The sequence below is a fragment of the Streptomyces sp. BHT-5-2 genome, from assembly GCF_019774615.1.
Lineage (GTDB): Bacteria > Actinomycetota > Actinomycetes > Streptomycetales > Streptomycetaceae > Streptomyces.
Genome location: NZ_CP081497.1, coordinates 1,232,923 through 1,246,372, shown reverse-complemented (window position 1 = coordinate 1,246,372; position 13,450 = coordinate 1,232,923). Strand labels below are relative to the sequence as shown.

Sequence of the window (13,450 nt, the reverse complement as noted above, 5' to 3'; positions counted from 1 at the left end):
ACCGGCAACAACGGCACGACCTCACCGACGCGGGGCGGGGCAGTCTCACTGCCCCGCCCCGCGGCCGTTCACGCCCTCACGGGACGCAGTCAGACGAGATCGCTGGCGGCGCCGGCGGCATCGATCACGAGGTTGTCGACGTTCCCCGTCGGAAAGCCCAGCTTCGTGATGACCCTCTTGACCGGGCTGGCGGCCTCGTCGGCGCTGGCTTGAGGAGCCACGAGTCCGACGAGCGCAACAGCTCCGACGACGACGGACACGGCTCGGCGACTGCTACGGGGCATGGCGTTCCTCCTACGGCAGGTAACGGGGTGCTGGGTAACGCCGCCGCGTCTGGCCCGCAGCGACATGTCTGCAAGAGCGAATCCACCCGGTGGATGCGATGAATCGACCACTCTCCGGTCCGTGGTTGACAATACGGGCAGACCTGGTCAGCGGCCCGCCGGACACGCCTAGGGAGAGCTTCCCGAGTGAGCCCGCGAGAGTCCACCCCGGGCAACTCCAGGCACGGGAGACGCGCCCGCAGCTTCCTCTGAACGGCCGCAGAGCTCAATCAACTCCGTTACAGCTTCCAGAAGTTGAGAATGACGGTGGAGCGACCGGCACCCCAGCCCCTCGCCGCCGCACCCACACCGGAACGGTGACGCCGCACTCCCAGTGCAGCTATAGGTTAATTTGCCGAAATTATCGCGCTCCTCACGGAGCGGCCCAACTTGCTCCCCCACGACCAAGGTTGTTCGCGGGCGGTGCGCGATGGCCGCTGCAGCCAACAGATTCTCGTATCGCCTCAGCGTCCGCGCGGACGAGGTTCGACTTCCAAGTGCCAGCGTCGGCCAGGTCCCTTGACCATCAGTGCGTCGAATCCCCACAGCCGCAACGCCGAGGCACAGCAAGTAAGTTGCTCGTGTTCCTCGTAGCGGGCTCCGCTCCCCCGCGGGCCGACCCACTCCACGCGCACCCGACCGCCGCCCCCTCCGTCCCGACCATCCCGTCCATCCCCACCATCGGTCGCCGGGCTCGTCCGGTAGCCCTTTCTGGTCACCGCGCCGGACCGGTCGACGGCGGCCGGGACGATCCTTCCCGCCTCCAGCAGGAGACTGACGGCGCGCAGTGGTTGGCGGCGCTCCCACTCGGCGGGTAGCGCCGCCGGCTGCGACACACCCACGTTGGCCAGGCGGCGGATTTGCCGCAGTCCCTCCACGGCAGCTTCGAGCTGCCCCGCTCGCTCCTCGTTCTCCCACCATTCGGAAGGTTCCGTGCCCGTACAGACCTCAAAGCCCCCGACACCGCCCTCATGAACTGCCATGGACACCCCGACTCCACTGGTGCGACGGCCCGGCGTGGACAGCCGTGCTTGCCGTCCCGTCCTCCGCATGGTCAGATAATGCCAGCATCGCGTGCCGGTGACGGACTGCGTCAGGCATGGAGGTGCGGAATCGAAGGGACCGCCATCGATGGCCTCCCACGACGGCGACCGCGTAATCGCCTTGAGCCGACAGCTCGCGCAAACGCATCAGGAACTCCTCCACCAGGTCGACGAGATCAGGAACGGTCTCGGACGCCGAGAATTGAACGACGACGTGCTTCTCACCCACTGTCTGGCCTTCTGTGCTTCGCTGACCGCGCACCACAAGGGTGAGGACGACGGGATGTTCTCGCAATTGCTGCGAGAGCGCCCGGATCTCACCACGACGGTTGCGAAGCTGGTCGAGGATCACGAAATGATCGCCTCGATCTTGTCCCGGGTGCGCGAACTCGCCGAGCGAGCCGTCGGGTTGCACGGTCCGGCATTGGAAACGATCGGCCGTGAGCTTGACGGCCTGGCAGCCATCATGGAATCCCACTTCAGCTACGAAGAGCGGGCGATCAGCGAAGCACTCGACGACGGATTTCCGGATACCGGCTGGCCCGGCATGGTGTTCGGGTTCGGCCTCGGAAGGCGGCCGACCGGCCAGCGGCGATAGCCCAACCGGCCTAAGGTGGGGGCTCCTTATGGTGACGTCGATACCGTCGAGTCGTTGGCACGGCATGAAAAATACGCGTCGCACGCTCTTCGGGCTCGCGCTGGTGACTGTGCTTCTTGGCGCCATGCCGGTGTCGGCCGTGGCCACTCCGAAGGACGGCACCCCGATCCAATCGCATATCAAGATGCCCCTCAGCGAGCTCCTCACCGACAGTGGCACCCCGGTCAATTGGAGCGTCCTCGGAATTCCGCTCTGATCTGATACGGATACGTCGCGCGCACCACAACCCCTCCTTGAGGCCCATCGGCCACCGCCGGTGGGCCTCTTTCGGCTGAGGCCGAAATCCCGCCGGAGCGCAGGCGAAATGACCTGCCGCCATTTTCACCGAAGAGGTGCTGTCACCAGATGTACCTTGAATGCACAGGGCACACGTCCGCTCGGCGTGGTGAGTTCTCTCGTCTCCGTGAAGAAGGGCTGGCGCAGCTTCTCGACCATTGCCCGGTCGAAGGGACCAAGGTCATGGAGGCCGGACACGAGCGCCCAGACCTGCTCCACCGGGCCACTGGGATCGATGGGGACCGTCTCCCACTCCGTCTCCGCGAAGCCGACTGGCCCGAGGATTTCGTCGAGCCCCTCACGACTGCGTCGGGAAAGGGAAGGTCTTGCGCTCGGCCCTGTTCCAGCCTCGCCCGGGAGAGCTGAGGTCGCCTTCGTGCCAGCCTCAGCGACTCCGCGGACAGGTCCAGCCCCGCCAGTTGCCGTCCGTCGGTCCGGGCCAGCAGTTCCAGCAGCAGGCCATCGCCACACCCGAGGTCCAGCACACACCGGCTTCCAGCGACTCGATCACGCAAGGTCTCATAACTGGACCGACCGTCCGGAGCACGGCCACGGCTGAACGCCTCCGTCGTCACCGCAGGGTGCTCGGCGTGGAAGTCCCGCAGGAACGTTTCTTGTGATGCGGTAGACGCACCTGATCCAGTAGTCACCACGCGTACCAACCTGTGACGTCGGCTTCCGCGTGACCGCGTCAGTCGGGGAAGTCTCGCCTGGACGTGTGGGAGACGGGACGAGGCAGTTGCGGGCTGCGGTCGCGGGGCGGGACGGGACGGGGCGAAGTTGCCTGACGAGGCGCGCGGATGCGGCATGCCGTCGGTCCATCCCTACCTCGATCCCTGTCGCGGTGGTGGGGCGTCACGCATGGTTGCGCAGTCGCCCCTGTGACGGCGAGCACCCGCCAGTCCAGCGGTGCGATCCGCCCGTCGACCTCGCCCGCCTTGCCGGTCTTCGCGGCCTCGTCCGCACGCCTCACGTCTGGTGCGTCCGCCATCCCCGTCATCCTCGTCCCCCGTCCCCGGCGCTCTACCGCGTCGTCCGCAGGCTCAGTCCGTGGGAGGCTCCAGGGCCACCGGGCCCGGGGCGTTGGGCAGTGGTGTTCGTGGCTCGCGCACCCCAGCCTGGCCGCCCTCATCGTTGCCCTCGTCGGTGAAGTCATCCGGGCTCAGCTCGGGGCGTGAGCGACCGGAACCGTACTTCAACCTGCGGGACACCTTCCGACGCTTGGCCACAGATTCCTCCTCAACAGAGCTTATTTGTCGGCGACTTCAGGTGCGTTGACCGGCTCGGGCACGCAGCCGATCACTCGCTCAGTCGCTATTCGGATGGATTACTCGCTTTCTCGCCATTCGGCAACTGTGGGACGCCTCAAGGGCGTTGGCCGGTTCCATTGGTCGGCAGGGGCGGGGAGAACCAGGGCCCTGGAGGAGTTGCAGACCAGTCTGCGCCGGGTCTCGGGCACCGACGTCACACTGACCGCGCTGCGCGGTGCCGCGACCCGCTGTACGGGCAACGCCCGCCAGGCCGCGGCCTACCGCTCGGGGCGGGTGCTGCTGGCCGGCGACGCCGTTCGGCGGCCAGGGGCTCGATCTCGGTGTCGGTGACGCGATGAACCTCGGCTGGAAGCTCGGTGCCGTGGTCGCCGGGTGGGCACCCGAGGGGCTGCTCGACACCTACGAAGCCGAACGTCGCCCGCTCGGTGCCTGGGTGCTGGACCGGACGCGGGCCCAGACCGGCGTGCTGCGCGGGGACGCCAAGTCGGCCGCGATCCGGGAGGTCGTCGCCGATCTGCTGAGCACTCGGGAGGGCGCGACCTACGCGGTCAGGAAGATCTCCGGGGCCACCCAGCGCATCGACCTGCCCGGTGGCCATCCGCTGACCGGCCGGCCCGTCCCCGACCTGCGGCTGAGAGACGGCTCCCGCCTGGCGGACCACGGTCACGGCGGCGGGTTCCTGCTGCTCGACCACACTCCGGACCGCGGGTTCACCCGCGCCGCGGCCGCTCGGACCGGGCGAGTCGGCAGCGTGAGGGACGACCATGCGACACCGACCGGGGTGTCGGTACGCCCGGACGGCGTCGTCGCCTGGGCCGCCGACACCGCGGACAGCACCACGGCCACCGGCCTGGAAGCCGCCCTCCGCCGATGGGCCGGCTCACCATCGCCCGCACCCGAGCACGAGTCGGCAGCCTGATCCCAGTCGGCCGCGACCGCTCCGTCATACATCCACGTCGCGGGTGACCAGTCGCCAGTCATCGCTCCTGCCCACCCCTCCGCCCAGGGGGTTCGGACCCGTCATCGGCTGCGGTGAATGCCTTGACGGGGGCCTACCCCGCTGATGTGATCGCCGAGTACGTCAGCCGAGGAGACACCGATGCGCATACCCCGCTTCCCCGAGCCTGCCGCCGTCGGGTCCGTCACGGTCCGTGCCACCCCGGCCCAGGCATACGCGGTCGTCAGCGATCCGATCGCCATGGTGCGCTTCACCGAGGAGGCGTACCGCGTCCGCTGGCTGGGCGGTGGCACCGGAGCCGCGGTGGGCGCACGCTTCCAGGGCTGGAACCGCAACGGTCGGCGCCGCTGGACCACCCAGTGCCGCGTCACCGACGCAACCCCGTCCCTGCGCTTCGCCTACGAGGTCACGGCGACACCTCTCGCCCTCCCCATCGCGCGCTGGCAGTACGACATCGCGCCCACCGAGGAGGGCTGCGCCGTCACCGAGACCAACTGGATGCGGGTGCCCCTGTGGTTCATCCCCGCCGCCGTCCTCGTCACCGGTGTACGCGACCGGATGGGAGCCAACGGGTCCCACATCAGCACCACACTCGTCCGCCTCAAGGCCCATCTGGAAGAGGCGCCTGCGTCGCCCTCGTAAGGCTTGTCGTCCCGGCGGCGGAATCACCAACTCCCTTGCACACAGCTCCTCCCATCGATTGACACATCGGAATACGTCGATATGATCTCCTCATGTCGACCTTCGATGCTGCTCCCACCGCCCTGATAGTTCACGCTCACCCCGAGCCCCTTTCGTTCAGCACCGCCCAGATGACCACCGCGGCCCGGACGCTGCGCGACGCCGGGTACCGGGTCGACGTCCTCGACCTCTACTCCGACGCCTGGGCTCCGGTCCTCGGCCGCGAGGAATTCGCGCCGGTGGAAGGCCACTTCAAGCCGCAGGCCGAGCAGATGCGGGCCGTGAAGGACGGAACGCTCGACGCCACGGTCAAGGATCATCTCGATCGGTTGCTCGCCGCTGATCTGCTGGTGCTCTCGTTCCCGCTGTGGTGGTTCTCGCTGCCGGCCATCCTCAAGGGATGGGTGGACCGGGTCTTCGTGATGGGCGGGGTCTTCGGCGGGGACTACGGACTGTTCGACAACGCAGCCCTCGCCGGGAAGCGGGCGATGCTCCTGGTCACGACCGGTGGACCCGGCGAGTCGTTCCAGCCTGGTGGCACCCTGGGCTCGATCGACGACTTCCTCTTCCATATCCACCGCGGGATGCTGGAGTTCGTCGGCTACCAGACCCTCGCCCCCGTGATCACCTACGGACCGGCCCATATGACCGACCAGGCCAGGGAAGTCGCACTGGAAAACGTCAGGGAGGCCGTCGCCCTCGCCGCGGCGGATCCGCAACCCGCCGTTGGGTGAAGCCGAAGTCTCCCAGGTGGCGGTCGGACAACCCGCACCTACCGGCCGCCGCCGTAGTTGCCCGGATGACGAGCCCCGATCCGGTGGGGACCGGGTTACCCTGACCGGTCATGAACATCCTGATCGTAGGCGGCAGCGGCTTCCTGGGCCGCGAGTTGGGCAAGCAGGCGCAGGCAGCCGGGCACACCGTGACGGCGACCTTCGCAACCCGCGCCGGCGACGTCGGCGGGATCCGCTGGCTGCCCATGGACCTCCGCCGCAGTTCGGAGATCGCACCGGTGCTCAGGGAGTCCAGGCCGGACGTGGTCATCAACGCGGCCTATCGCAAGGCTGATTGGGCCGCTACGGCCGACGGCGCGATCCACCTGGCGATGGCCGCCGCTAGTTACGGAGCGCGGCTGGTGCACGTGTCCAGTGACGCCGTCTTCTCCGGGTCCGACGTCCACTACGACGAATCGGCCCTGCCGGATCCGGTCACCCCGTACGGGGCTGCGAAGGCCGCGGCCGAAACGGCGATCCGCCTGCTCGCTCCGGCCGCCGTCATCGCTCGCACCTCGCTGATCATCGGCGACGGCGGCTCCGTGCACGAGACACTCGTCCACGAGCTGGCCACCGGGCGACGCAAGGGCATGCTGTTCACCGACGACATCCGGTGCCCCGTCCATGTCGCCGACCTCGCACAGGCCGTCCTCGAACTGGCCGCCTCCGACTGCGCCGGCACCTGCCACCTTGCCGGATCGGATGCCATCAGCCGTCACGAACTCGGTGTCCTGATCGCCGAACGCGACGCATTGGACGCCTCCCGGCTGGCCTCCGGCCGCCGCGCCGGCACCGGCTCCCCGGGAGCGCTGGACGTCCGCTTGGACAGCACTCGGACGCAACGCACCTTGCGCACCACACTGCGCGGCGCACGCGACTTCCTCCGTCGCGAGCGCTGACGCGGACCACCGCTGCGACGCCATGGTCTGTGCGCACAGGCGTGTCAGCAGTCCCGGGCGGGGAGGCCGGCCAGGCCGGTTTCCGGGTCGGTCAGGCTCGCGCAGGACGATGCATCGCCCACGCACCAGCGCACCGTCCGTCAGGAGGACTCCACGACGGTTTCCAGGACCTCGACGGCCTTGCCCACGCCATCCCGGGCGAGGGTCCGAATGCCGAACTGTTCGGCCTTTTCGGCCAGTTGGCTGTCGCTGACGGCCAGGCGGAGTGCGGCGGCCAGGCGATCCTCGGTCAGGTCGTACTGCGGCAAGGGCGCCGACGCGAGGCCGAGTGCGTGCATACGCCCGGCCCAGAACGGCTGGTCGAAGGTGAACGGGCAGATGACCTGCGGACGCCCCGACCGCAGGGCCGATGCCGTGGTTCCGGCGCCGCCGTGGTGAACGATGGCAGCCATGTGGGGAAAGAGCCGGTCGTGCGGCACCTCGTCGGAGAAGAAGACTTCGTCGGTGCCTTGGAACTGCTCCCGTGCGGAGGTCATTTCGCCGCCCCAGTCGGCGGAAATCACGGCTCGGACCCCGGCTTTGCGCACCGCCGCAAGAACAGCCCGCCCTCTCGCGGCAGAACGGCTCACGACCATACTGCCGAATCCGATGTACACGGGCCGATCACCCGCCTCCAGAAACGCGCGCAGATCCGCGGGCATGCGCCACTCGCCCGTGGTCGGCAGATACCAGAATCCCGTGGTGTGTACGGTCGGAGGGTAACGAGGTGCGCCGGGCAGCACACCGGGATCGAATGCCTGCAATACGGTGGCCGGCCGTCCATCGGGGCGGGACAGAATGCCGGGTCCACGCGCCCGAGTCGGCAACCCCGGCAATTCTGCTCGCAGTCGCATCACGGACGATCCGTAGAGGAGACGAACCAGCCACCCGGCGTAGGCATAGGAGGCCCGACTCAGCGAGGCGGGCAGACGCACGGGCACCAGCGGATTGACGAAGTCGGGCGTGGGAGCCCAACCGGGCTGCAAACACACCGGCACAGCGGGCACCTTGAGCCATTCGGCGAGATGGTGCGCCTGCACCCAGGGCGCGAAAACCACCACGTCGGGCCGAGGAAGCCCTTTGACCTTGGCGATCAGGTCTTCCAGCAGCTTCGCGTAATACGGCCGGTTTCTGCTGAACCAGCGCATTCCGCGCACCACGCCGCGAGGCCCGCGGCAGTCCTCGTTGGCTTTCAGGACAACGGGATCGACGAGGAGTTCAAGAGGCCCGTCGACCACCGGAACGTAGGGAACTCCTGCCGAACGAGCCAGTTCCCGGAATGCGTCCGGGCCCATCAGCGTCGCCTCGTGCCCGGCCGCCGTCAAACGGCAGGCCAGGGCCACATACGGCTGGACATCACCGCGCGTGCCATGGGACACCAGCAAGACCTTCATCGCAGCGATCCTCAAATTCTCCTCTCGGGCCGCTGATTCGCGAATTGCGCCACTGCCGCGACCAGCACCAGAGCGTTGCGGACACCGATGTGGCTGAGGAGGGGAGCTACCGCGCCGTGGTAAAGACCTCGCCCCACAGACGGCAGGAGCTGACGGATCGAGGCAATGGCGGGATGCGCAGTGGCCAGCCGCGGAAGCTCGCTCCGGTTGATCGCCCACGGCATGGGTGGTGCCGGATATCCGCGCGCCGTGCGGACGGCGCCGGTAAAGGTATGGGCGCTGAACCAGCGTGGCACGGTGTCGAAGACGAGCGCGCCCCCGGGAAACGCTTCGGCGCAGCCGGCGAGCAGGTCGCGTACCTGGCCCGGCCGCAGGTACATCAGCAGGCCCTGGGCAGTGATCAGCACTCCTCGCGAAGGGTCGATCTCATCGCGCCAGGAGAGGTCGAGTGCCGAACACCCGAGGGTGCGTCGGCGATCGCCGTCCGGAAGCAGGGAGCGCCGCAGTTCGGCGATTTCCGGCAGCTCGACACCGAGCCACTGGGCGTGGCCGTTGTCGCAGCGCCAGAACTGGGTTTCCAGCCCTTCGGCCAGTTGAACGACGGTGCCGTACGGATGGGCGGCGAGGAAGTCCTTCACCACGGCGTCGAACATGCGGACGCGCAGGGCATGGCCTTGGGCGATGAGGCTGTTGGGGCGCCCGAAGCGCCGCTCGAAGGGGAAGCCGAGCGTGTCGACCAGTTCCACCGCTTTGGGGTCGTGGAGTACTGGTCGGGGACGGCGCGCTTCCCACGCACGCTGATACAGGTTCCACATCAGCGTTTCCGGGACGCCGCTGAGGGTGACGGCCTGTGGAGTACCGATGCCAGGGCCCATCGCGCAATTCCTCCCTCGGCTCGGCCGTCCCGCAGTGGTTGGAGTGGCTCAGGATGGGTCGTTCGTCCTTTGAAACCGCGTGGAACAACTCGCCGATGTTCAACACCTGCCAAGGCCCTTAACGTATTCCGTATAAAGGAGAGAGATCGTGAAGAACACGCGGTTTCAAGGTGCCCCCCGACCTCCGGAAGAGGCGTAGTGCCGCCTCGCTTGCTTCAGGACAATCTTCACCTCACACAGCAATAGGACTGTCTCTAAAGCGCGGTGAGGTTGGTGCCGGTGGCGCTGGAGGGAACGGAGTGGCCTGTCCTCTGCGCGGTCCGGTCACGGGCTGCACGGCCTGTTCAAATACTCCACAAGAAGTTCGAGATTTGCTCGATCCTTCTTGCGTTACCTTCCTGCCATCGCCTGACCGTCCGCCGTTGCGGCTCCTCTTCAGGCGCGAGGTCGATGGGGGGAACCATGGACATCGCACTTCCGACCGACGACACCGGTGGCCCGGCCCGCTGCTGTGTGTTTCTCTTCGAGAACCGGACCGGCGGCCCGGTGTCCGGGGCACTGGCCTTCCTCGAAGCCCAACTGACCGTTTCCGAACAGGGTTCCGGCCGCGAGGTGGGGGCTGCCGCCCGCGCCGACAGAACGGTGCGCATCCCACTGGGCCTGCTCGGCAGTGACCACGCCGGGTACTGCTCGTGGGACCTGGCGCCGCTGTGGCGGCAGGTGCTGCAACTGACCGAGCGGCCCGACGGATCCACCGCGGACGTACGGCTCGGCCATGTCTGGCTGTACCTCGGCGGTCCCCTGCAGAGCGCGGTGGACGTCCTGGCCGAGGCCGACGAGGAGGCCCAGGCACTGGTCCTGCGGCTCGGTGTGGATCGCGGTGGTGTCTTCACCGGTTCCACCACCGGTTTTCCGTCGATGCAGTCACCCTCGCTGCTCGACTGGTATCTCTCGCCGGGCTCCTTCGCGTACGTACCGGCCGAACTCATCGGGCAGGACGGCTGCGAGACCCTGCTGCCGTCCAACGTCGCCACCCAGCAGTACCAGGTGCACCAGATCGTGACCGTGCCGGATCTCGTGGCGCTCCTGGACTACGGTGCGCAGGAAGCGGCCCCCGCCGAGAGCGGTGGCGCCGCCGACCGGTTCGCCGGTTTTCCGGTGCCGATCGTGCTGGTCATCAGCTACGACGTCACCTGGATCCCGGTGGGGCACGGGCTCGGGCAGGTCACCTACAGCCTCCCGCTGGCGCCGGGCGAGCAGGTGCAGCTCGCGGTCGTGGACTGGTCGCGGACGTCGACCGACAGCCGGCTGGAGGACATCGCCCTCACGGACGACCTGGAGCACGCCCTCACCCGTGACCGGACGGTGGACGAGGTCGTCAAGGGTGCCGTCAACGAGTGGCAGCGTGGTGGTTCGGTCATGGCCGGCGCGGCGGGTGCGGCGTCCATGGGCATGTTCGGTGGCTCGGCCGCGCTCGGCGGCGGCTACGCCACGACGTCCGGTGACCGCAGTGTCTCGGCGGACACCGTGCAGAACCTGCACGACCAGATCCGGCAGCACTCCACCTCCGTACGCGATATGCGCAGCACGGTCGTCGTGCAGTCGCGGCAGGCGGAGACGTCCACCGCGCAGACCCGGACGGTGCGCAACCACAATCACGCGCACGCGATGACGCTGCTCTACTACGAGGTGCTGCGGCACTTCCGGGTGCTCGTCGAGCGCGGCAGGGTGCGTCCGGCCGTCCTGCTGCCCGCGGGGTCGCCGAACCTCGACGACGAGCTGGTCATCGTCCGCTACCGCCGCCTGCTGGAGGCCGGGCTGCTCGACCCGCAACTGGCCGGTGGATTCGACGCGGTGGAGAAGTACGCTGCCTGGCGAGAGCTCCAACCCGAGGTGCCGGTCCCGCCCGACCCGGGCAGTGTGCAGTTCATCCTCTTCCAGTTCCGCTTCACCATCGGCGACCTGTCCAGCTTCCAGGACCGCGTGCCCACGACAGTCACCCTGACCCAGCGAGCGCCGGACGGTGGCCAGAAGGACACCAACCTGGTCCGCCCGCAGCACAGCGACTGGGATCCCGATCCGACACATCTGCAGAATCCCGGGGACTTCCAGCACACCCACTCGATGGTCGACCTCGCCGGTGTGCCCAGGGCCGACGAACGGGTCAACTGGCGTGATCTGCGCACGATTTCGGTGACGATGATCCCGCCGCACACCGAGGGCAGGAACGACGACGTCGCCGTGGAGCATCTGGTCGTCACGGCCGTGGACACCGCGGGCAACACCCACCTCCTGGTCGACGAGCCCAGCGGCAAGCTCTTCCAGAAGCCGTCCACGACCTGGGCACTGGCCGTCCGCCAGGCACCGGAACCCGCCCCCGCACCGACCCCGTTCCAACGGCTCAGCGACGAGGAGAACCTGCTGCGGATCCGGCTGCGCAGACACCTGGTGCAGAACCGTGAGCACTACTTCCGGCTGATCCGGCTCGGGGAGGATCCCAACGCCCGGTGGACGGAGCTGGCAGGCAGCCGCCTCACCGTCGGGGGCGCCACGCGTCCGCTGTTCCAGGCCATCGAGAACCGCGCCCTGGAAGTGCTCGGAGACGCCACGGCCTTTCCGCTCGATCCCGCCCTGTTCGAGGGCCCGGGTGAGGGACGCGTACGCCTGCCCGAGGTGGCGCAGGCGCGCAGCGAACAGTTGGTCAGTCTGCCCACGCGCGGTGTCTTCGCCGAGGCCAAACTCGGCCACTGCAATGCGGCGGAGGTCATCGACAACACGCGTTTCTGGGACTGGCAGAAGTCGCCGGACCCGGACAGTGCTCCGCAGATCGCTCCGGTCTCCACGGCGAGCCGTGAGGTGGTCGTCTCCACCACGCCCTCCGGTCTGCCGGCGTCGGCAGTCACCATCGTCCAGCCGCCATCGGCGCCCGACCCGGTCGGCATGGCGGCAGCCCTGCAACTCCTGGGCAAGGGCGACATCTTCCGCGACGAGTCGATGCAGAAGGAGGTCGCCGCGCTGCTGACCTCACTGGCGAGCAACGCGGCCGGACTGGCCGGGAAGAACCCCGGCACGCCCGGCGGGCCCGGGACGCCAGGCACCGGTGGGACGCCGGGCGCGGGAGCAGGCAGCGGCGGTGCGGGGACCAGCACACCAGGCACCGGAACCGGTCCCGGCACGCCGACCGGGGGCGGCGCGGGAACGCCGGGCGGCGGCACCGGAACGACCGGCAGTCCGGCCCCAGGCACCGGCGGAACGGCTCCCGACCCCGGCGGCGCCCCCGGTACCACGGGCCCCGGTACGCAACCCGGCTCCGGCGACGGCGGATCCGGTACGCCGCGCCCGCCCGCGCCCGCGCCACGTCCCACCCCGCGGCCGCCGGTGCCGATCAGCTCGGACAACCGGTCGTTCGTCTTCAGCTTCGCCCCGGTGAGCTTCGGCCCGAGCGAGGCGGACTGGGAACGCGGCAGGTTCGCCATCGCCGTCTTCCAGGACAACCGGCAAGTGCTCGGCCAGGACAATGTGGTGCCCGCGGCTCCCAGCATCATCCTCAACGGCAGGATCGCCTCGGACAAACCGCTGGACATCGTCGTCGACGGCTCGTCCACCCACTGGGTGACCTACCCCTCGATCTACTCCTCCGCCATAGCCGGAAACCCGGCCGCCGTGGGCACGCCGCGCGGCCTGCTGATCACCACACATCTGGTCGGCAAGCTCACCCTGGCCGGCCTGGATCCCAGGCAACGCAGTTATGTGTTCTCGATCCAACGGGACGTCAAATTCACCTCGGTCACCCTGAGTGAGCAGCAGATCCGGCAGCAGGGTCTGGAGACGGCGGTGTCGGGGCAGATCAACGCCAGCTTCGACAAGGTGATTTCGTTCGGCGCGGGCCTCAGCTCGTCCGAGACCTCGTCGACCAGCAGCGGCACGACCACCAACAAGACGGACACCGTGCCCGTCACGTTCTTCACCGGACTGATGACCATCAACCCGGTCAAGAACTGACCGCCGTAGTGCCGCAGGCGACATGGCTTGCGGTGCGTCATGGGCGGCAGCGGTCGCATCGCGACGGGGGGGAAGGTTCAGGCACGAACGAGGTGTGTACGGCCCTCCTCCCACCGCCGTCGCACAGTCAAGACGAGCTTGCCCTCGAACCTCACTCGCCCGTCGGCCACTTCCCCCACGACCGTGGCTCGGTATGCAGGCTGGTCTGTCGCCCCGGCACTCGGTCCTGGCATTCTGTCGGCGAGGCCCGACGGCCGC

The 13,450-nt window shown here is 68.4% G+C and carries 10 protein-coding genes and 1 pseudogene; 7 read left to right on the top strand and 4 right to left on the bottom strand.

Annotated features, from left to right (window positions below):
- Positions 1–89: 89 nt before the first annotated feature.
- On the bottom strand, positions 90–284 hold the full coding sequence (locus K2224_RS33410; RefSeq protein ID WP_221910896.1) for a hypothetical protein: 195 nt from the start codon (positions 282–284) through the stop codon (positions 90–92).
- 1,170 nt (positions 285–1,454) lie between these two features.
- On the opposite strand from K2224_RS33410, the gene K2224_RS33405 reads away from it, so the two are divergent.
- Positions 1,455–1,964 (top strand): hemerythrin domain-containing protein, encoded by a 510-nt coding sequence (locus K2224_RS33405; protein WP_221910895.1) that lies wholly within the window; start codon positions 1,455–1,457, stop codon positions 1,962–1,964.
- A 28-nt stretch (positions 1,965–1,992) separates the two neighbouring features.
- The gene (locus K2224_RS33400; RefSeq protein WP_221910894.1) at positions 1,993–2,220 is read left to right on the top strand and encodes a hypothetical protein; all 228 of its coding nucleotides are present in this window, start codon (positions 1,993–1,995) and stop codon (positions 2,218–2,220) included.
- 142 nt (positions 2,221–2,362) lie between these two features.
- On the opposite strand, the gene K2224_RS33395 is transcribed toward K2224_RS33400, so the two are convergent.
- The gene (locus tag K2224_RS33395; protein WP_313904816.1) at positions 2,363–3,109 is read right to left on the bottom strand and encodes a class I SAM-dependent methyltransferase; all 747 of its coding nucleotides are present in this window, start codon (positions 3,107–3,109) and stop codon (positions 2,363–2,365) included.
- Between the two features lie 609 nt (positions 3,110–3,718).
- On the opposite strand from K2224_RS33395, the pseudogene K2224_RS33390 reads away from it, so the two are divergent.
- The 4 genes and pseudogenes from K2224_RS33390 to K2224_RS33375 form a co-directional block, all read left to right on the top strand.
- A pseudogene (locus K2224_RS33390) lies at positions 3,719–4,490 on the top strand (FAD-dependent monooxygenase); the annotation flags it as partial.
- Positions 4,491–4,670: 180 nt separating this feature from the next.
- Complete coding sequence (locus K2224_RS33385) at positions 4,671–5,171, top strand: SRPBCC family protein (RefSeq protein ID WP_221910893.1); 501 nt, start codon at positions 4,671–4,673, stop codon at positions 5,169–5,171.
- Positions 5,172–5,263: 92 nt separating this feature from the next.
- Positions 5,264–5,944: an NAD(P)H-dependent oxidoreductase gene (locus tag K2224_RS33380; protein ID WP_221910892.1), complete on the top strand. Its 681-nt coding sequence runs from the start codon at positions 5,264–5,266 to the stop codon at positions 5,942–5,944.
- Between the two features lie 110 nt (positions 5,945–6,054).
- On the top strand, positions 6,055–6,882 hold the full coding sequence (locus tag K2224_RS33375; RefSeq protein WP_221910891.1) for a sugar nucleotide-binding protein: 828 nt from the start codon (positions 6,055–6,057) through the stop codon (positions 6,880–6,882).
- Positions 6,883–7,022: 140 nt separating this feature from the next.
- Here the strand turns inward: K2224_RS33375 and K2224_RS33370 are convergent, their stop codons facing one another.
- Both K2224_RS33370 and K2224_RS33365 read right to left on the bottom strand, forming a co-directional pair.
- Positions 7,023–8,315 (bottom strand): glycosyltransferase, encoded by a 1,293-nt coding sequence (locus K2224_RS33370; RefSeq protein ID WP_221910890.1) that lies wholly within the window; start codon positions 8,313–8,315, stop codon positions 7,023–7,025.
- Positions 8,316–8,326: 11 nt separating this feature from the next.
- Positions 8,327–9,190, bottom strand: coding sequence for a class I SAM-dependent methyltransferase (locus tag K2224_RS33365; RefSeq protein ID WP_221910889.1), 864 nt, complete (start codon positions 9,188–9,190; stop codon positions 8,327–8,329).
- Positions 9,191–9,652: 462 nt separating this feature from the next.
- Between K2224_RS33365 and K2224_RS33360 the strand changes: the two genes are divergently transcribed.
- Positions 9,653–13,192, top strand: coding sequence for a hypothetical protein (locus K2224_RS33360; RefSeq protein WP_221910888.1), 3,540 nt, complete (start codon positions 9,653–9,655; stop codon positions 13,190–13,192).
- Positions 13,193–13,450 lie beyond the last annotated feature (258 nt).